General features: G+C 26.7%; 26 protein-coding genes. 10 read left to right on the top strand and 16 right to left on the bottom strand.

All coding sequences use genetic code 11. The features are described 5' to 3' along the window. Positions 1–42: 42 nt before the first annotated feature. Together ACOQN8_RS13495 and ACOQN8_RS13500 are read left to right on the top strand one after the other, a co-directional pair. The gene (locus ACOQN8_RS13495) at positions 43–219 is read left to right on the top strand and encodes a hypothetical protein (RefSeq protein ID WP_272148854.1); all 177 of its coding nucleotides are present in this window, start codon (positions 43–45) and stop codon (positions 217–219) included. After that, the gene (locus tag ACOQN8_RS13500; protein WP_420553075.1) at positions 191–901 is read left to right on the top strand and encodes a hypothetical protein; all 711 of its coding nucleotides are present in this window, start codon (positions 191–193) and stop codon (positions 899–901) included. The genes ACOQN8_RS13495 and ACOQN8_RS13500 overlap by 29 nt, the downstream gene beginning before the upstream one ends. A gap of 125 nt (positions 902–1,026) precedes the next feature. Here ACOQN8_RS13500 and ACOQN8_RS13505 read toward each other — a convergent pair whose 3' ends face one another. The 3 genes from ACOQN8_RS13505 to ACOQN8_RS13515 all read right to left on the bottom strand — a co-directional run bounded on the left by ACOQN8_RS13505 (position 1,027) and on the right by ACOQN8_RS13515 (position 2,478). Then, positions 1,027–1,254, bottom strand: coding sequence for a hypothetical protein (locus ACOQN8_RS13505; protein ID WP_420553076.1), 228 nt, complete (start codon positions 1,252–1,254; stop codon positions 1,027–1,029). A 121-nt stretch (positions 1,255–1,375) separates the two neighbouring features. Beyond that, positions 1,376–1,933: an RBBP9/YdeN family alpha/beta hydrolase gene (locus ACOQN8_RS13510; RefSeq protein ID WP_420553077.1), complete on the bottom strand. Its 558-nt coding sequence runs from the start codon at positions 1,931–1,933 to the stop codon at positions 1,376–1,378. Between the two features lie 146 nt (positions 1,934–2,079). Further along, positions 2,080–2,478, bottom strand: a complete 399-nt coding sequence (locus ACOQN8_RS13515) for a nucleoside 2-deoxyribosyltransferase (protein ID WP_420553078.1) — start codon at positions 2,476–2,478, stop codon at positions 2,080–2,082. 571 nt (positions 2,479–3,049) lie between these two features. Between ACOQN8_RS13515 and ACOQN8_RS13520 the strand changes: the two genes are divergently transcribed. Next, positions 3,050–3,517, top strand: a complete 468-nt coding sequence (locus ACOQN8_RS13520; protein ID WP_420553079.1) for a hypothetical protein — start codon at positions 3,050–3,052, stop codon at positions 3,515–3,517. A 253-nt stretch (positions 3,518–3,770) separates the two neighbouring features. On the opposite strand, the gene ACOQN8_RS13525 is transcribed toward ACOQN8_RS13520, so the two are convergent. The 7 genes from ACOQN8_RS13525 to ACOQN8_RS13555 form a co-directional block, all read right to left on the bottom strand. Continuing rightward, the gene (locus ACOQN8_RS13525) at positions 3,771–3,932 is read right to left on the bottom strand and encodes a hypothetical protein (RefSeq protein ID WP_272148860.1); all 162 of its coding nucleotides are present in this window, start codon (positions 3,930–3,932) and stop codon (positions 3,771–3,773) included. 420 nt (positions 3,933–4,352) lie between these two features. Then, entirely contained in the window at positions 4,353–4,517 is a 165-nt protein-coding gene (locus ACOQN8_RS13530) for a hypothetical protein (protein ID WP_272148861.1), read from the bottom strand. A gap of 159 nt (positions 4,518–4,676) precedes the next feature. Beyond that, on the bottom strand, positions 4,677–4,889 hold the full coding sequence (locus tag ACOQN8_RS13535) for a hypothetical protein (protein WP_272148863.1): 213 nt from the start codon (positions 4,887–4,889) through the stop codon (positions 4,677–4,679). A 189-nt stretch (positions 4,890–5,078) separates the two neighbouring features. Further along, the gene (locus ACOQN8_RS13540; protein ID WP_272148864.1) at positions 5,079–5,324 is read right to left on the bottom strand and encodes a hypothetical protein; all 246 of its coding nucleotides are present in this window, start codon (positions 5,322–5,324) and stop codon (positions 5,079–5,081) included. A gap of 279 nt (positions 5,325–5,603) precedes the next feature. Beyond that, on the bottom strand, positions 5,604–5,735 hold the full coding sequence (locus ACOQN8_RS13545) for a hypothetical protein (protein ID WP_272148865.1): 132 nt from the start codon (positions 5,733–5,735) through the stop codon (positions 5,604–5,606). Between the two features lie 98 nt (positions 5,736–5,833). Next, the gene (locus tag ACOQN8_RS13550; RefSeq protein WP_272148866.1) at positions 5,834–5,980 is read right to left on the bottom strand and encodes a hypothetical protein; all 147 of its coding nucleotides are present in this window, start codon (positions 5,978–5,980) and stop codon (positions 5,834–5,836) included. A gap of 114 nt (positions 5,981–6,094) precedes the next feature. After that, the gene (locus ACOQN8_RS13555) at positions 6,095–6,295 is read right to left on the bottom strand and encodes a hypothetical protein (RefSeq protein ID WP_420553080.1); all 201 of its coding nucleotides are present in this window, start codon (positions 6,293–6,295) and stop codon (positions 6,095–6,097) included. Positions 6,296–6,582: 287 nt separating this feature from the next. Between ACOQN8_RS13555 and ACOQN8_RS13560 the strand changes: the two genes are divergently transcribed. The 5 genes from ACOQN8_RS13560 to ACOQN8_RS13580 all read left to right on the top strand — a co-directional run bounded on the left by ACOQN8_RS13560 (position 6,583) and on the right by ACOQN8_RS13580 (position 11,554). Next, on the top strand, positions 6,583–6,909 hold the full coding sequence (locus ACOQN8_RS13560; protein ID WP_420553081.1) for a gamma-glutamylcyclotransferase: 327 nt from the start codon (positions 6,583–6,585) through the stop codon (positions 6,907–6,909). A gap of 859 nt (positions 6,910–7,768) precedes the next feature. Further along, entirely contained in the window at positions 7,769–8,164 is a 396-nt protein-coding gene (locus ACOQN8_RS13565; protein WP_420553082.1) for a lipocalin family protein, read from the top strand. 174 nt (positions 8,165–8,338) lie between these two features. Continuing rightward, the gene (locus ACOQN8_RS13570) at positions 8,339–8,695 is read left to right on the top strand and encodes a hypothetical protein (RefSeq protein ID WP_420553083.1); all 357 of its coding nucleotides are present in this window, start codon (positions 8,339–8,341) and stop codon (positions 8,693–8,695) included. A gap of 467 nt (positions 8,696–9,162) precedes the next feature. Next, complete coding sequence (locus tag ACOQN8_RS13575) at positions 9,163–9,699, top strand: hypothetical protein (protein ID WP_420553084.1); 537 nt, start codon at positions 9,163–9,165, stop codon at positions 9,697–9,699. 1,279 nt (positions 9,700–10,978) lie between these two features. Further along, complete coding sequence (locus ACOQN8_RS13580) at positions 10,979–11,554, top strand: sugar O-acetyltransferase (protein WP_420553085.1); 576 nt, start codon at positions 10,979–10,981, stop codon at positions 11,552–11,554. Between the two features lie 147 nt (positions 11,555–11,701). Here ACOQN8_RS13580 and ACOQN8_RS13585 read toward each other — a convergent pair whose 3' ends face one another. The 4 genes from ACOQN8_RS13585 to ACOQN8_RS13600 all read right to left on the bottom strand — a co-directional run bounded on the left by ACOQN8_RS13585 (position 11,702) and on the right by ACOQN8_RS13600 (position 14,522). Beyond that, positions 11,702–12,316, bottom strand: coding sequence for a hypothetical protein (locus ACOQN8_RS13585; RefSeq protein ID WP_420553086.1), 615 nt, complete (start codon positions 12,314–12,316; stop codon positions 11,702–11,704). Between the two features lie 127 nt (positions 12,317–12,443). Next, a complete protein-coding gene (locus tag ACOQN8_RS13590) occupies positions 12,444–12,908 on the bottom strand; it encodes a hypothetical protein (RefSeq protein ID WP_420553087.1) in 465 nt (154 codons plus the stop codon). A 139-nt stretch (positions 12,909–13,047) separates the two neighbouring features. Next, positions 13,048–14,238, bottom strand: coding sequence for a cupin domain-containing protein (locus tag ACOQN8_RS13595; protein WP_420553088.1), 1,191 nt, complete (start codon positions 14,236–14,238; stop codon positions 13,048–13,050). 2 nt (positions 14,239–14,240) lie between these two features. Beyond that, the gene (locus ACOQN8_RS13600; RefSeq protein WP_420553089.1) at positions 14,241–14,522 is read right to left on the bottom strand and encodes an NHLP leader peptide family RiPP precursor; all 282 of its coding nucleotides are present in this window, start codon (positions 14,520–14,522) and stop codon (positions 14,241–14,243) included. A 272-nt stretch (positions 14,523–14,794) separates the two neighbouring features. Between ACOQN8_RS13600 and ACOQN8_RS13605 the strand changes: the two genes are divergently transcribed. Together ACOQN8_RS13605 and ACOQN8_RS13610 are read left to right on the top strand one after the other, a co-directional pair. After that, positions 14,795–15,070, top strand: coding sequence for a Y-family DNA polymerase (locus tag ACOQN8_RS13605; RefSeq protein WP_420553090.1), 276 nt, complete (start codon positions 14,795–14,797; stop codon positions 15,068–15,070). After that, a complete protein-coding gene (locus tag ACOQN8_RS13610) occupies positions 15,058–15,231 on the top strand; it encodes a Y-family DNA polymerase (RefSeq protein WP_420553091.1) in 174 nt (57 codons plus the stop codon). Before ACOQN8_RS13605 ends, ACOQN8_RS13610 begins: the two co-directional genes overlap by 13 nt. 120 nt (positions 15,232–15,351) lie before the next feature. On the opposite strand, the gene ACOQN8_RS13615 is transcribed toward ACOQN8_RS13610, so the two are convergent. Together ACOQN8_RS13615 and ACOQN8_RS13620 are read right to left on the bottom strand one after the other, a co-directional pair. Next, positions 15,352–16,074, bottom strand: coding sequence for a YebC/PmpR family DNA-binding transcriptional regulator (locus tag ACOQN8_RS13615; RefSeq protein ID WP_272148881.1), 723 nt, complete (start codon positions 16,072–16,074; stop codon positions 15,352–15,354). Positions 16,075–16,132: 58 nt separating this feature from the next. After that, the gene (locus ACOQN8_RS13620; protein WP_420553092.1) at positions 16,133–18,130 is read right to left on the bottom strand and encodes a DUF3352 domain-containing protein; all 1,998 of its coding nucleotides are present in this window, start codon (positions 18,128–18,130) and stop codon (positions 16,133–16,135) included. Between the last annotated feature and the right edge of the window lie 2 nt (positions 18,131–18,132).

Raw genomic sequence — 18,132 nt, forward strand, 5'->3', positions numbered from 1 at the left:
TTTAAACGTATTTTTAAAGCTAATTTTTTAAACTTTATAAATATGAAATCATTATTAAAAGTAGTAGTGCTAATTTTTGTTTTAGGTTTTATTTCTTGTACGGATAATAAAAAACTAGTGCCAGAAAATGGAACAACAGAATTACAACAAACCAACAAAGGAGGTACAACTACAGAAGATGGAGACGGGGTTGAAGAACAAGACATGGACGAGGATTAGTCATATCTTATTTTTTATTTGTTTTCCTATTGTTTTAGTAGGATTTTCTTATTCTTATAAATTTATTGATACAGTTTCAAATTCATATAAAGAAGCTAATATTGCATTTAATAAAGCTAAGAAAGAAAATACTATTGCCTTAAAAGAAGTAAAAAACTATGCGAAAAATACAGAAGTATATAGTAATTATAAAAAGGCATATGCTAAAAAGAAAGTCGCTTTTGATAAGTTAAAAGTTGAAACTAATAATCAAAAGGTTTTTGGATTTGATTCTTCTCATTATTTCTGGGAAAGATTAGGAAGGAATATTGTAGATATTCTATTCTCGTTATTTGTTGTTTTTTTAGTAGTTAATTTTGTTTCTGTTAAAAAGAATAAAATATTTTTTTGGGGTAGCTTAATAATAGCATTTGTATACTTATCTACCAAACTATTTATTTTATATTGGATTTTTAAACAGTTTCAAGACTATAGTTTGGCAGTATATTTTTTTGTAACATTTGTCTCTTCATTTTGTATAGTTGCTGCTATGTTTTTATTGATGAGATATATTAAATCAGAAGAAGTAAGTTTAAAATCTAGTTTATTAGATTTAGCTAAGTTTACTTTTAAAAACACAAAGCCAGAGAAGAGAGAAGAAATGTTAGATCTAATTAAAGAAATAGCGAAAACAAGTAAGTAGAGTTTTTCCCTTAAATTCTTTTTACATTAAAAAAGTAGAACCTAAAATAAGGTTCTACTTTAAATGTGCTTTTAAGAATTAAATCTTTTTAAGTTTTTTGTATCAAGGGACTTTTTAGTAATTAATTATGTATTAACACAAGACCCAGATGTACAAGCATCATCATCACATATACATAATTGTCCAGTTGGACATAAATTGCTTAAAGAGCAAGCATCACCAGTTAAAGGTTGCTTTGTGTCATCATTAGCTATTCCTATTGATCCATTGTTAAATTGACCTAATGCTCCTCTAATAGATTGTTGTTCTTTTTTTGTGAGTACTGTACCAAGATTTGATATGTTTTTAAACATTTTTATAAAAATTGAAATTAGATACCCTAAAATAATTTTCATTTTATGATAAATACAGTATCTCTTTCCGGGTATAGTTAATTTCTTTCCAAAGAATTGAAAATAATCTTAATAATTATTTTTAATCTACTAATTTTTTTACTTCATTAACCAAAAATGGAAAATCAAGAAAATTATCTCTATCAATAAAATGTTTGCCTTTATCTAGTAAGATGAATTTTGCATTTAATTTATTAGCCATTCTTTTAGAGTATTCGTAAGGGATGATATCATCATTTTTTGCAGATATTGCTATTCTATTTTCAGTTAGATTAGTAATGTATTCATAATCTAATTTAGGTTGAATAAATTGCTCTAATTCAGGAATAGGGGTTTCGTCAACAAAACCAGAGATAAGAAAAAGCCCTTTAACAGCATTTTTTTTATTAATATTTAAATAATTTAATACTGCTACGCATCCCAAGCTATGTCCTATATATATAGTATTTTCATTGTCACCTGTTATTGTTTCTTCCATATGATTAATCCATTCTTCAAATTGAGGGTTTTTAGAATTTGGCATTTCAAGAATAATAACATCTATATTTTCATTTTGTAGTTCTTTCTTAAAAGAAGGAAACCAATTTGAGTTTTTGGATGCAGTATATCCGTGTATTAAATAAATTTTAGTCTTATTCATTTATTATTCTAGTAATTAAGTAGGTGAATTTTAATTTATGATTTAATGTATAGTTAGGTATCTAGGTACTATTAATTAGCTTTTCAACATAATTCCTTATCTAGATGTTTAAACCACTATTATTTGTAATGGTTGGTAGATAGGTTTTAATGTATTTGTTTCAATACATTTTTCATTTGCTCTATTAAGTTGTTTTCATTTTCATACTCAATATTATGAGTAGAACTCCCAGAAGCTGTTGTTGAATATTCAGAACCTTTTTTACGTAAATAAATAATAGGTTTCTCTTTTGCTTTTGCATATCCAATTTCAATTCCTACTCCAATTGATTTAGTGGTTAATTCCGCAATTAAAAAGTCTGATTTATCTATCTCATTAAAAGCTGTTTTCATCATTTCTTTTTCTTCATTTTCTTTGAAATTATATTTATCAACAAATGATAATAATTCAATATTGTTTATAAAACATAATTCGATTAAGTTTTTAACTTCTTTATCAAATAATTTTCTATTGGAGTAACTAATTGCTAAATATCCTTTTTTCATTTTTATTCAATTTAAATGAAATGTTAGTGTATGGCGAATATACTTAAAAAGTGAATTTTTACGCTTTAAAGCATAAGTTATGAAGCCATGGTATTGGTAAATTGAATATAATCTGTTAAAAATGAATTACATTGATTATTTAATGACTATTGATTTTTTATAATAAAAATTAAAAAAAAGAGATGTAGTATAAATAAAAAAAGAACCCACTCAAGGATTGAGTGGGAAAATTGCTATGAAAAAGTGTTTAAGACGTCTCTTAAACGGCTGCAAACATAATTATAATTAAATAAACGATTTAATGAAAAACCGTAAAAAAAGTAAGGTTTTACCGTAAAAATTGAAGTGTTGAGTTTTTATAAAAGAGATATGTTTTGATTAAGTTGCTGATTTATAGTTTGGTAGGTGTTTTGGTGGTTTGAAATGTTATTTATGTAGTATATATTAATGATTGATTGTATGAAAAAAAAGGTTAGAAATAGAGAAATTGACATTTCTTAGGCTTCATAAAATTTCATATTAAACTGTTGATAACTATTTTACATGAAGTATTAATAGTAAAAACAGAAATATGGAAACATTTAAAATTGAAATCCCAAAAGGATTTAAAGTAAAAAGTTTTGACAAGAAAACAGGAGAAATTAAATTTGAGGTTAAGCCAAAATTTGAAGCAAAGCCTAAAAAAGTAAATGAACGTATTAAAACTGTTAAAGATGTTTTGGATGATAATTATATTGCTCAAGAAGATCTTGAAAGAATGTTTGAGAATGCTCCAGAGCATTTAAAATATCAGTATATAGCTGAATTATTATGTAAATCTTTGAATGAAGAATGGGAGCCAGATTGGAGTAATTCTAATGAGCATAAATATTACCCATCGTTTAAAATGAGTTCTTCAGTTTTTCGTTATGATGACAATTGTCGTTGGGTAACGTTTTCAGATGTAGGTTCTCGCCTTTGTTTCAAAAATGCAAAACTAGCAAAGTATGCAGGGGAGCAGTTTACTGACGTTTATAGGAGATTTATAATAATCGAATAAATCTTATAAATAAGAAGTAAAGGTATTTAAGGGGAATTCATATCTACCAATAAAATGTTTCGATTAAGCTATAAAGCATCAAATTTTGATTTCGATGGTAAATTTTGATGTAAAAAAGATTCTGTAGTTTATATCTTTCGGGGGCCGAATATAATTAAAACTATATCCTTATTACTACCTAATAATTACAGTTAGTAAAACTGTAATATATATAAAAGCGAACCGAAGTCCGCTTTTTACTTAAACTGTTTATTTAGAATGGACCACCAGGAACGCAAATACAATTTTCATCTCTATAAAATCCTTCATTACAAGGGGTAGTAGGTAATAAGTGACAGTCATTATTTCCTCCATTAATAGATTGTTGTTCAAATTTGTTTAAGGTTTTACCTAGGTTTGAAATGTTCTTTAACATAATATAAATTTTAAATTTCTCAAACTTAAGAATTAAAAAAATAAGTAAATAAAATTTAACCGTACTTAAAGTAAGGAAATACCTTACTTAGCTAAAATTAACATCTGATTGAAAAAGGAAAAGATAAATTAGATAATTATGATTAATGGTAACATAATCTATAATATTTTATTAAAGAATAATTTGAAAAGATTAGAAATAAAAAAACAGTAGAAAAAAGGAGCCTCTTTCCCGAACTCCTTTCATCTACATCAAGTGTCGTCCCCACAACACAATAGTCCAAAATTAGAATATTGTTAGTTGTAAGAAAAGAGATGAAGTGTAAATGTATAGTGTAAAAAATAAAATATTAGTAGTGTAGTGGGATAAAGACTTAGCAAACTTATATAAAAAAGCCCTCAAAAAAGAGGACTTATAAAATTAGTTAGCACAATCATCGAAAAATGCAGTAGCAAGATCAGTACAACCACCGCTATAATTTAAACAATAACCAGGAGGACAATGTCCTTGCTCATTTCCACCATTAATTGATTTTTGTTCTGATTTTTTTAAAGTTTTACCTAATACTGAAATGTTCTTTAACATAATTTAAATTTTAAAGTTTCTTAAAATTATGTTTTTAGAAGTAAATAAATTCAAGTAAAACCGTAAAATAAGTAAGGTTGCACCTTTAATATGCAGTTTGTTATGTAGGGGAGAGTTTGTTTTTGCCTTTTCAAATAATCATATATTAATTAGATCTCGTTAAAGTATTTCAAAAGAAGTATTATCATCAATAAATTTAATGAACTCATCTACAACATCATCGTTTAAATTAAGTCTATTTTCTAATTCTACTTTATATAAACCATTTTTTTGAATAATAGTGGAAATAATAAGGTCAGATTTTTTAGAAAACAAAGAAGCGGTTTCTATAAATTCTCTTAAATTAGAATGCTTAAAATAGAATGTGTTCATACTCAAATTTAACAAAATAAATTAATTAAAAACAGTAATATTGAGAATATAAGTAAAAGAAAAAGGTGTTTTTTTAAAAAAAAAGAGTTCATAAAAAATAAAAACTCTCAAAAAAGAGAGTTTTCTAACTTGTAATAAAGCGATTTAGTAGTCTCAAAAATTTTTAAGTGTAAAAAACTATAAAAAGAATTAAAAGGACTCAAGTAATGATATTCTTTTATTCACTTTTTCTAGATTTTTTAAGTGTTCAACTAAGAGTTTTTGATGCTTGTTTTTTAATAATTCATCAGTAGTTTTATCTACAATACTAAAATGATAATTAAAAGACTCAGTATGCTGTTTAGCAATATTATTGAGGCGTAATAATTTTGGATACGTAATTAATTTTTTAATTATAGAAATTACATGTAATAATAAAGATTTTAATTTTTTCATATTCAGAAGCTTTTATATAAATAACAATTGAAAAATCAAAATCCCTAATTGAAAAGATTAAAAAGTAGGTAAAAGGTTAGAAAAAACTCTCTTTTTTTAAAATAGATTGATATACTTGGTTTATTCTTGTATAGAATGGTAAACTGTATTTATATCATTAAATTCCTTTATAAGATGTTTTTTTAAGTAGATTAATTTTGATGAGTCTATTTTTGATCTTTATACAGGTCTTTTTTGAATGATCTAGTATCAAAATCTGTTAGAATAGTATAATTAATATTAACTCAACCATTTATAAATTAAATATGCTATGGCACAAATTGCTATAAAAACAATACCAGCAGAAGCCGGAAATGGTTCTTTATTTTTATAGTACTCATAATAATCTTTGTATTTCTTCGGCCATTTCATCTTATAAAGTTAATAAAAATTAAATAATAGTATTACGAAGAGTATTATAAAAAAAACGAACCGAAGTTCGCTTTGATTTAATAAGTTATTAATATTTATTATCGACAATAACAACAATTATTGTCTGGAGTACAAGGTAATTCATTAGATTTACATACATCGCAAATTCCTAATTCTCCTCCATTAATTGATCTTTGTTCAGTTTTGTTTAGGATAGTACCTAAGTTAGAAATGTTCTTTAACATAATTTAATTTTTAAGTTTCTCAAATTTAAGCAGTAAGATATATATTAGATAAAAATAAATAACGAGAATTTCATAATTCCCGTTATTTATTTTTATCTAATAAAGTTAATTATATTAAAGTGTGCATCTACCAAAACTATTAACGTAGAAAGGGAAACGGCAATCACGACCATCTCTATCTGTATCACAATTAGGATTAAAGCTAACATGAGAGTCAAAATCTTCACAGTATCCTTCTGGTAACCAGCTACCTTTAATGTTTTTCTGCTCTTGTTTGCTAATTGGCTTTCCTAGATTCTTAAATTTTTCTAACATAATATATAATTTAAAAGTTTCCTAAACATATAAACTATAGAATAAAAAAAAGTGTAAAAAACCGTAATAAAAGTAAGGCTTTACCTTGTTTAACTAAAATTAACATTTTTAATGCTTTAAGGGCTTAAATTTTCAAAACTGATAATTTCATTCAGATAAATTATAGTAAATAATTTTCTACTTTAGCATGATGCTTATAAAGAAGTATAAATGCATTCATTAACTTCTATGATAAAAAGTCGTAAACGATAAAGAATAATAAAAGGCATATTAAAAAGAATATTTAAATGGAAAAACTATTTGTATATGGAACTTTAGGACCTGAAAGACCCAATGAGCATATATTAAAAAACATAGGAGGAACTTGGAAAAACGGATATGTTTGGGGGGAATTATTCAAAGAAGGTTGGGGAGCAGAAGTAGGTTTTCCGGGAATACGACTTGAAAATAAAGTTGAAAAGGTTGAAGGATATGTATTTTATTCAAATAAATTAGAAGATAGTTGGGGAGAGTTAGATAAATTTGAAGGAAAAGCATACCAACGAATAAGAACTAAAGTAATATTAAAAGATACGGAAGAAGAAATTGAAGCGTATATTTATTCTCTAAAATAAATACCATATATAACATAACCTTTTAAACGCCTTTTTATAAGGTGTTTTTTATTTTAAAAGTTTAAATAAATTATACTAAAATAATTTTAATGAGAAGATATATAATAAAAAGAAAAGCTCTTGGTGAAGCTTTTCTTCATTAAACAAAAATTGCTTTACCCCTAAAGTTGTTTTTGTATATATAAAACGAGTGAGAATAGTTTTACCCTAAAAAAATATAAGAATACAATAAAATAAGAGTAAGAAGATGCTTGCTTAAAATATTAAATGTTTTGATAAGATTAAATTAATAAGGGGATTTTAAGAAAGAACTTTTAAATTTCTGTTTTAACAGTAAAATGCTATTCTAAATTTATGATTGTAATTTCTCTTTTTATTCCATATTTCCCTTTTAGATTCTTTAATTGTTCTTTTTATTTTCTTTATGATTATGCTCTTGGTTTTCATACTAAATATATTTTATGGTTGTATATAAAGGACGAGGATTTAAAAAAGATGTTACGTGTTAATTATTTGATTAACAAAATTTTAATTTGATTTTAACAGGCTTTAAGAAATAAATAAGGATAAATGTTACTGATTATTGGATGGAATCATATTCTAATATTTATACTTTTCTTTCGGAAATTTTTGAAGCAGAAAAAAAATTCAAAGCTTGTTGTTTTATTTGTAAAATTGAATGCTTATAGAGCATTTTTAATTGGATCAATATTTGGAACTATCTTTATATTAATAAAACATTTGTATTAAGAATAATATTAATTATTTACTAGAATTTGTAAAGTCTTTAATTAATTTGATATTCTTTTTTATGTATTGTTTTAAAAAGCTATTTTCGTGAGAAATTAAATTTTAAACTATGAAAAAAATATTATTCTTATCTATTGCATTATTCAGTTTAATTTCTTGTTCTTCAAATGATGAAGATAGTTTAGATCCATTCATTGGAACTTGGTATTTATTTTCTATAAATAATCAAGAAGTAAGTGATTGTTTAAAAAATAATACAGTAAATATTCTGGAAAATGGAAATTTAACTTTTACTTCCTACGATCTAATTAATAATGTTTGTAAAGTTGATGATACTGGAAGTTCTACATGGAAAAATAAAGGTGGAGGTAATTATGGAATTACTACCAAAGGGACAACAATTGAGCGTATAAATAAAGTATTATTTTCAAACAATAATAATACTTTTACTTATACAGAAACAAACAATAGTACAGCAGAAACTAGTACCTATAAAAGAAAATAAAGGTTTTAGAAAAACAAGTTAAAGAAATTAATGAGTTAAAAATATTAGTAAAAAAATTATTAGATAATAAAAATTAAATAATTCTTTAATATTACTTAACACAGATCAACACCTAATAAGTGTTGATTTTTTTATGTCAAAATTTAAAAACCAATATTAAAATAATTGTAGAAAATGGGGTATACAAAACATAATGCGGTTATAGTTACCGATTGGAACAAAGGAGATATTGAAAAGGTACATGCGAAAGCAATTGAGATTTTTAAAAATGAAATTGATGTTGAATTTAGCGAGAAATGTATATCTTTAATAATTAAAGGTTTAGTTAATTCTTATTATTCCTTTTTTATTGCTCCAGATGGAAGCAAAGAAGGATGGTCAATCGATAAGGAAGCAGAAGAAGCTAGAATGAAATTTCAAAATTGGTTATTAGAATCTGGATTATCAGAATATATAGAAATATGTTTTGGTGGAGATTCTGACATAGAATATATCAAGCGAAGCAAAGAATCTGACTTAAATAAACAGTAGTTAATCCTTAGTAACTGAGTATAAGAAGAAAAAGATAACAAGCAAAACAATCAATATATGGATATACCAAGGGGTATAAAATATAATTAGCATAAAACAAATTACTAGTACAATACCTAATGCCCCTCCTAATATGGAAGGGTAATGTTTCTTCAATGAAAATTTTGGTTTCATACTATAAAAATACGAGTAAGATTAATAACAAAAAAACTGTAGTTAGAAACGATTGTGATTTTTTTTAATGTAATTCAAAAGTTTAAGGCCATAGACCCAAATAAAAGCAACAACGATTGCTCCAATGAAAAATTCAAAATCACGAAAAATATAATCAAGGTTTCTAAGCATGTATTAAAACTAGTAAAATCGAAATAAATAAAACTGTAGGTTCTCAAACCCTGAAAACTGAAAAGTTCATTGACATATTGTAGTAAGTAATAATTTTGATACCTTTAATAAAAAAAGGTTAAATGAATTTAGATAGAAAGAGACATAAACTATTGGAGTTATTAACTAAGCAAAGAAAAAATGTAGAGTTAAAGAAAAATGGTTTTGATACATTGGGAGTTCCATTTAAAATTTTGTTAGAAGAACTGAACTGTAATGAAGATCAGTTGCATTCGATAACTTCTGAGCTATATTCTTCAGATGAGATTAAATATCATGATGCTAACCAAGTTATTGGTCTTTATGTACGACCTTTAGGAATGACTGCATTTACGAATAAAAAATATCTTAAGCGAATTAATACCCGTATAAAAGATATAATTAAATTTTGGATAGCAATTATTGCTATAGCTATTAGTTTAGGGTCATTTTACATTTCCAAAGTAAAAAACATTAGTAATTCAGCCTTTGACAAGGAGTCTAAAGAGTTAAAACTTAAAATAGATACAATGGAAACTCAATTAAAAGAAATGAAATTGGAATTTAACAATAGATTAAAATTTGGAACAAAAAAAGATTCTTTATTAATGGAAAACAAAAAAAATCATTCTAACGAGTAGATAGTAAAAGTGTCAGAAAAATAAATTAAAATCAATATTTAGCTTACTGAAAACACCTTATTTAAGGTGTTTTTTTATGTCCAAAATTTTAGAAATAACTAATTAAATAACTGTAGTTATGGAGAATTAGTGAATATGCTATAACACTCCTAAAAAAAGAAGTATTGGTAAAAATAATGAAATAATACAGCTTAGTAAATTTAATACTAATCCTATCTTGAAATTAATTTGATAAGATTTTATTGAATTTAGAATGGAAATAATTAGAAAGATTGAGCAAAAGAAAATAACCCAATTTGTATAAAATAATATGTATGCGTTAAACTTTGGAATACTCAAACTAAGGAAGATAAAAAATTCAAGGCAAAATAAAAAAATAGGGTAAAGGGTAAAGAATATCTTTTTCATTAACCAAAAATAAATAAAACAAAATTAAACTGTAGAATTAAAGGAGGATTTGGCTAATTAATACTAGTAGTATACCTAAAACCATTTTAGTAATTCGTTCTAATTCAGGTTTTTAAGAGTTTATAGTTAATTTATTTGCTTTTAATATTCCGTCCATAAACAAAATAGTTCCAAAAATTGATAAGCAAAACATGTAGGTAAAATACAAATTATAAGTAGGTTTTAGAAAAAAGGAAAACAGTTTGAATAGCAATAGCCTATGACGGTAGAACCAAAACCATAATTACATAGATAATACATGTTGTAGATATATTGAAAACCAGGTATTATTTCAACCAAAGGTGTAGAAATTAAAGTAAGAGATAAGGGTGTCGAAACTAATTTAGTTAAAAAAGAAACTTTTCTAGTTTCTACAAATTCAGTATTAAGTTGTTCGTAGCAATTTTCCATGTAGTAAAAATAATAAAAACAAAATAAAACTGTAGGTTTTCAGATCTTTAAAACTGAAAAGTTCATTGACATAATTGTGGTCACGGAGATATTGTTTAAACCTCAAATAAAAAGAAAAGCACCAAACTGGAACTTTTATGAATTGAATAAAATTTGATGCTAATAATTAGTAAATTAAACAACTAATAAGTCTCTTAATTGAGACTTATTCTCGTTTTACAAAAAAATGTTTGAAGTTAAAAACTATATGAATTATGTTAGAATTTGTAAAGGTAAAAGGAAATTTTAAAGAGTTGTTACATCAGCTTTATTTATATTGCATTTTATAAAGTTGGAAAGAATATATGGAACTTATCATTTAAATTAAATAGTTTATATTTTACAGCTTATATACCCCTACGTATTTCTAAGTAGATAAATAATGACTGAAAAAGAAAAAATGCTTAATGGTAAATACTATAACTCAAGAGATCCTGAGTTAATTAAAATATATTATAAAGCTAGAAACTTATTAAAAAAGTATAATAATTTAGATTCTGAATTAACTCTAGAACGAACACAAATCTTATCAGAACTTTTCGAATTTAAAGGAACGGATGTTTGGATTGAGGCACCTTTTTTTTGTGATTATGGAGAAAACATTTCGATAGGAAAAAATACATTTATTAATACTAATTGTATATTTTTAGATAACAACAAAATTACGATTGGAAAAAATGGATTAATTGCTCCGTATGTCCAAATATACACAGCTAGCCATCCAATAAAAGCATCTGATAGAATATTATTAGAAAATGAACATCATTCTCGTTACATAACTTTTTCTAAACCAGTTACTATAGGAGATAATGTTTGGATTGGAGGTAATTCTGTAATTTTACCAGGTGTTACCATTGGGAATAATGTTACTATTGGTGCTGGTAGCGTAGTTACTAAAAATATTCCTGATAATGTTTTAGCCTTTGGCAATCCTTGTAGAATAGTAAAAGAACTCTAAATTAACTATAGTTAACGGTCTCGGCTATGAGTAGTTGCGTGAGTTAGCACTTAACTCTGCAAGTATGCACTAAACTGAAAATTCGCGAGGATTTTCAGAAGTAGGCGAGAACAAACAATTACTTATAGCCATTGTTGTACAACGTATTTATTTATTCATTAATAGCTCCATTTTTTTATTAAAAACTGATGTGATTTCTTCCCGTTTCAAATCAGTTTCATCAATACTGCAATCACCTCCTAAATGAACAATGACAACTTTTTTTTCTGCAATAGTGTCCATTCCAACTCCGTAAACTGGAGCAATTCCTCCCGAAGTTTTTAATAACACAAACTTTTTTGCCTTATAAAATTCAGATGATATTTTTTCAGTCCGTTTTTTTAATTCGTCTATTTCTTTATCTGTTAGTTTTAAATCTTTACTATTCACAAAGGAAATTACACAGGAATAGATAGTATTTAATTCAGAGTTGAGTTTCTTTTTTAAATTTAAAATTGAACTGTTGTTCTTTAGATTTTTAATCGGAAGTTTCATAATATAAGAAACCTGATTATCAACTCTTTCCACATGATTTAATTCTTTCAAAAGTTTATTTTCTTGAGCATTAATTACTGAAGTAAAAATCATTAAAATTAATATGAATATCGTTTTTCTCATATGTTGTACAACTTGTTTATATGCGGAACTTTGTTCCTTATATTCGTCCAATTTGGTTGGATATGTGGAACTTTCAATAAAATAAGTTCCGTTTATTTTTTCCAACTTTATAAAATGCAATGTAAATAAAAGTGATTTTATAATTCCTTAAAGCCTACATTTATTTTTACAAATTGTATCATAATTCCTATAGTTTTAGAAGAGAAATTATCTCTATTTAAAAGTATAATGTTTAGTTAAAAGGAGTTTTATTAATGTTAATTCCAGTTACAAATTTAATCATTCCTTTAAGTTGTTGTGATTTGGTACTGTTAAATATCCAGTCAAGAACAGAATCGTCTTTATCTCTTAAGTTGGATAGGAAAGAAACTTCTGAGACATTTCTCAAATCGATATTTATAAGTCTTAAATCCCTTGTTTTTTCATTCATTTCAGAATAAGTTTTTAACCAAATTTTGTCTTTACAATGTTCTACACCATAATTGTCAATAAAGTTTTCAATCCCATTTAATTTATCTTTTAAATTTGGTGCATTTATAATTTCCCCCCAATATTCAATAGAATTGTTTAATTTTTCATAGAATATATATTTTTCACAAGATAAATCACTATTATCTTCAGTTCCAACCACTAGAATATATGGCCTTCCCATTGGGGTTATAATATTTCCTTTAAAGTATTTCCTTAATTCGTTCATTTTTTTAGCTTTTGGGTAACGGTATTGTATAAGAATAATAGAGGATTTTATGCTCTTACTATTCGGTTGTTACTTTCGTTTTAGCGATTAAATTGCTATTATTTTGATACAATGTTGTGCATAGTGTTTTTTATACTTTTCAATCGACTATTTCTAAAAATCCTCTTCTTACAAGTATTTTAAAAAGCTTTTTGCATTCATCAATATCATAGTTTTTAGAAATTTCTTCTAACGAAATAGGTCTATCTGTTTTACGTATCAAGTTTAAAATTCCATAGTTTGAACCAGGAAATAAAACCGATGCAGGATTTAATTCATTGTTTTTATCTCTGGATTTACCTATTGAAAATACTAAACCTATTTTATCGTCAAAATCTACGATTTCAAAGTTTGTAGTTTTTCCCTTTCTAAAAGATGTTTTAATGTTGATGTTTTCAATTTTAGCTAAACTGTTTACCCTATTAATAACACCTGAGCGAGCTTCTCCAATGGAATTAATTTTATGTCGGTTAGTGGCTTTTTTCCATAAGTTGATTGAGTTCAAATTTCTTTGAATAACTTCAATAATATCTTCTCTATTATTTAAAAGAAGTGATTCTCTAAGTTTTGGTTCTTTAATTGCTATTTCCTCCATTAATGAAGTTACAATATCTAAGTTTAAGGTTGGTCTAACTCCAATTGTTAAATGAAGGGAATAATCCTTTGAGTTAGTTGAACCTGAATGAACAAAACCTCTTGGAATGTAAAGAATGTCTCCTTTTTCTAATACAACATCTATAATAGGCTTAGAAGAATTATCAAAATCAACGTGTCTTTGTTGTCTTGGTAGAGGAAGATAAACTTCCGAGTCATAAATTTTCCAGTGTTTCTTGCCAGAAGTTTGGAACAGGAAAACATCGTGAGAATCAAAATGCTCTTGAAAGCCTTGTGAAGATGGTGGGGTTAAAAATCCATTAACAGAAGCTTTGCGACCAAAATCTAATTGAAGATTTGAGCTGATTTTAGCTAAATCGGTATCTAATTCGTGAAGCCCATTCAAAATTAATGTATTTCCTTCTGCATAGCGTTCTATTGCCCAATGGCATAATTCTGCTCCTAGTTTTAAGTAAGGGACAATAGTTGGATTCCCTCCTTTATTTACTCTTAATCTATCTCCTAGTTCATTTTCAAAACGCCAAAGAATTTCTTCGAACCTTTTGATGTCAAATTTTAGAGAAACAGCCTTTTTAATGTGTAAAGGCTGTTTCTCAAAATAGTCAGATAAAAACTTTTCTTTACTGAAGTCTTTACCAATAAGCCATTCTAAGTCAAATTTATCTACTCTTGTCATACTTACATAATGTCAAACATTTCTAATTGGACAGAAATTATTTGAGATGCTCTTGCAATAATTTCGTCTGTTGAAAGTCCAACAAGGTCAGGTTTTGCAGGTAGGACAAAGTTCAATTGATTTGGTGTGTTCTCGTGTAATACTACTTGAACATCAGGATTGATATCGGATATTTCCTCTGAAAGCACAGTTTTAGGATTAGTTTTAAGCTTTGCTTTAAAGTCTTCGTCAGTCCAAGCTTTAGCTACTACTTTTGCTAATAATTTTGTTTGTTCATTGTTCATTATTTCTAAATTTTAATTTATTACTATTTTGGTTCTCGCATTATGCACAACTAATTGTATCCAAAAAAATATATTTAACTATTTGATATTTCATTTTCTTTTAGAGTTTTTAATCATTCGAATGTAATTGAAAAATAAAACTTAACTCTATGGAAAACCATACTAAAAGTAAGGTTTTACCCTGTTTTTATGTAGGTTAAAACCCTCTTGTATAATCTAGTTTATCAACACTTTTAAAACCTATAGCTATAAAAGCTAACTTTGCAATATGTTTGCATTGGGTAGCTTGTAATAACTTTTATTCGTCTTGTGAAAGACTCTTTCGTCTAGATTTAATAGGTAAGCCAGTAGTGGTTTTATCTAATAATGATGGGTGTGTAATTGCACGTTCAAGTGAGGCTAAAAAATTAGGTGTTCCAATGGGAGCTTCTGCATATCAATTCAAACAAATTTTTAAAGAAAACAATGTAAATGTATTCAGTTCTAACTTTCCGTTGCATGGGGATTTGAGTCAACGAGTAATGAATATTTATAGTTGTATACTCTAGGTATTGAAATCTATTCAATAGACGAAGCTTTTTTAGAGTTTAAAGGATTCGACAAACATTTTTCTATTCGTGAACATTGTTTAGAAATGAAAGCTAAAGTGCAACAAAGGACAAGTATTTCTATATTTATAAGGGTTAGCACTCACAAAAGCGCTTTCTAAAATAGCTATAAGTTATTGGTTCATTTTTTCAATAAAAATAAACAATTATAAACAAATATAAAAAACAAAACCCTCTAGTAAAATAGAGGGTTATAGTTGATTTTATTGATATTGTTGAGTTTACTCTTGCATTGAGTGGTAAACAGTATTTACATCATCATCTTCTTCTAAACGCTCTAAAAGTTTGTTTACATCTTCTTTTTGCTCGTCAGAAATAGCAGTAGTAGTTGTAGGGATTCTTTCAAATTCTGAAGAAAGAATCTCAATATTGTTTTCTTCTAAGTATTTCTGAATAGAACCAAACTGACCAAATGGAGCATATAGCATAACAGAGCTATCTTCCTCATCAGCAAAAACTTCTTCCACTTCAAAGTCAATCATCTCCATTTCAAACTCTTCTAAATCCATTCCTAAAGTATCCTCTTTTACTTTAAAGTTTACTACATGGTCAAACATAAAAGCAACAGAACCTGAAGTTCCTAAGTTACCATTACATTTATTAAAAGCAGCTCTTACGTTTGCTACAGTTCTGTTATTGTTGTTTGTTGCAGTTTCTACTAAAACAGCAATTCCATGTGGTGCATATCCTTCAAATAAAACTTCCTTATAGTTAGCTGTATCTTTATCAGATGCTTTTTTAATAGCGCGTTGTACATTATCCTTAGGCATGTTTGCAGCCTTCGCATTTTGTATTACAACACGTAAACGAGAGTTTGTTTCAGGGTTTGGACCTCCTTCTTTTACTGCCATTACAATGTCTTTACCAATTCTGGTAAAAGTTTTAGCCATAGCAGACCAACGTTTCATTTTTCTCGCTTTCCTAAATTCAAATGCTCTTCCCATTTCTTAAAAATTATGTTTACGCAATGGCAAATGTAACTATTGCGTTAAATATTTACAATTAAAATCTTTTTTTGAAAATTTGTTTTCCTTCTTTGTCACTATAGGCACGCCAAGTACCTGTCTTTTTTCCGTTTTTAAACTGTCCTTTCAGTTTTAAATTACCGCTAGAATAATATAGTTTAAAGCTACCGTCTAAAACACCATCATCCAATTCAACTTCAAATTTTAATTGCTTATCATCGTAATACTCTTTGTATTCTTTTGCGCTTAAATCTGATGGATGAATTGCTTGAATATTAAAAATAGTTTCTGCAGTTTCTACAATAACTGAATCTTTTTCAGGTATTAGCTTTTTATATAATTCTTCCTTTAAAGCAGTTTCTTTGTTTTGATGATTGGATAATTCTTCTTCTGATTGATATGAAAGCGTAATATTACTTTCAAACAAGTCACCTTTAGAAATTAACTGAATACCAACCTGCGAAAATGAATTAAAATACTTTTTGTTTTTTCTAAGTTGCTGCTGAGTTTTATAGTCTAATAAACTCAATAAATCGTTGTATGAATTTGCAGTTTCAGCATAGGCAAAAACACTCGATTTATTTTCAAAATGATAATTAAATTCTTCAAATCTCTCAGATTCCGCTAAAGTGTATTCAACCAAATGATTGTTAATAATCTCTTTTAAGGTATTAGGACTTGTACTAAATACCACAAAATCATCAATAATGGTAAAATATGGTTTTTCCATTTTAGCAAAAGTTTTTCCTGCCAACATTTTAAAGAATCCTTTTAAGTCAAAAAAGTGAATAGGGTAGCCTTTGTAGTTAATTTGCTTAAACTTTAAAGGCGTATTTTCTTTAATTTTTAAAAGAATGAAATCTAAATTTTCTTTTGCATCATCAATATCATCAGCTTTTATAACCGCAGCAATATCTTTTTTGTTTTTAGATAAGTCTGAATTGAAATGTAATAATCCCACTTCGTTACCAATCCAGCTATATATATGTTTTTGAATATCGATCTCTAACTGGTCTTCAATACTCTTAATTTGATTGGTATAAGTTTTAAAAGTAGCAGCATTGTCTTTTTCTAAAGCTTCTAAATTGGTATGAAAAGCATCAAAACTATCAAAAGAAAAACTTAGGTATAAGGAAGTGTTTCTTGGAGCAATTTTGGCAATACTACGTTTACCTTTTCCAGAATTTTGAAGTGCTTTTAAAAAGGTTTGAGAAGTCTGATTTACATTCGTATAACCAAGTGCTTGCAAAGTAACTCCTTCCATGATAGAAATGTCAAAACCAGAGTAAAATAAAGCATTTTGTACATTTTTAAAGCTTTTAAGGTTTGAAGAGTTTGTAAAACAAGCTAAGTACTGGTCGAAGTATTCATATTGAATATATACATTAAAAAAACCGTCGTTTCCAGTTTCTTTCTTTATTTCAACAAAGTTCAAATCGCGACCAATTACTGGCTCTAAATATTGATTTATTGATTGCTCAACTAGTACATGTGTATAAGAAGCAATCAACTGATTTTTAATGAATGATAAATAAAGAGTTTCTCTGTTGCTTTTATTGTAAAGCTCAATAATTTCATGCTCCTTGTAGGTTCTTTGAGTAACCTTAAAGTTGCTATCTGCTAATTTTTGAATGGCACTTTTTAAAAAGCGAAGTTTGGCTAGTTTTTGAAGATCGATTACATAAAGTAAACCGTATTTTTTAGGTTTATAGCTATGAATAGATATTAAAAGATCTCTTTCGCCTATAAAATCAATTACATCTTTCTGATCCTTAAAAAGTTTATTAAAACCGCTAATGTCTTTAGTTACTTCTTTGAAATAAGAATTGGTTTGAAAGTGTTTCCAAATTTCACTCGAACTTATTTCGTCCCAAGTATCAATAGGTCTTTCAGTTTCCAAAACGATAGCTGCATTTTTAGGAATTAGATAAATAGGGTTAATATTATCTTCATCAGCTAAGGTAAAAATGTAAGCTTGATATCCTATAAAACTAAAAAGGGCTATTAGAATAGCCCATATAATCTTTTTTTTCATAA

The sequence above is a fragment of the Tenacibaculum aiptasiae genome (assembly GCF_965221665.1).
Classification (GTDB): domain Bacteria; phylum Bacteroidota; class Bacteroidia; order Flavobacteriales; family Flavobacteriaceae; genus Polaribacter; species Polaribacter aiptasiae.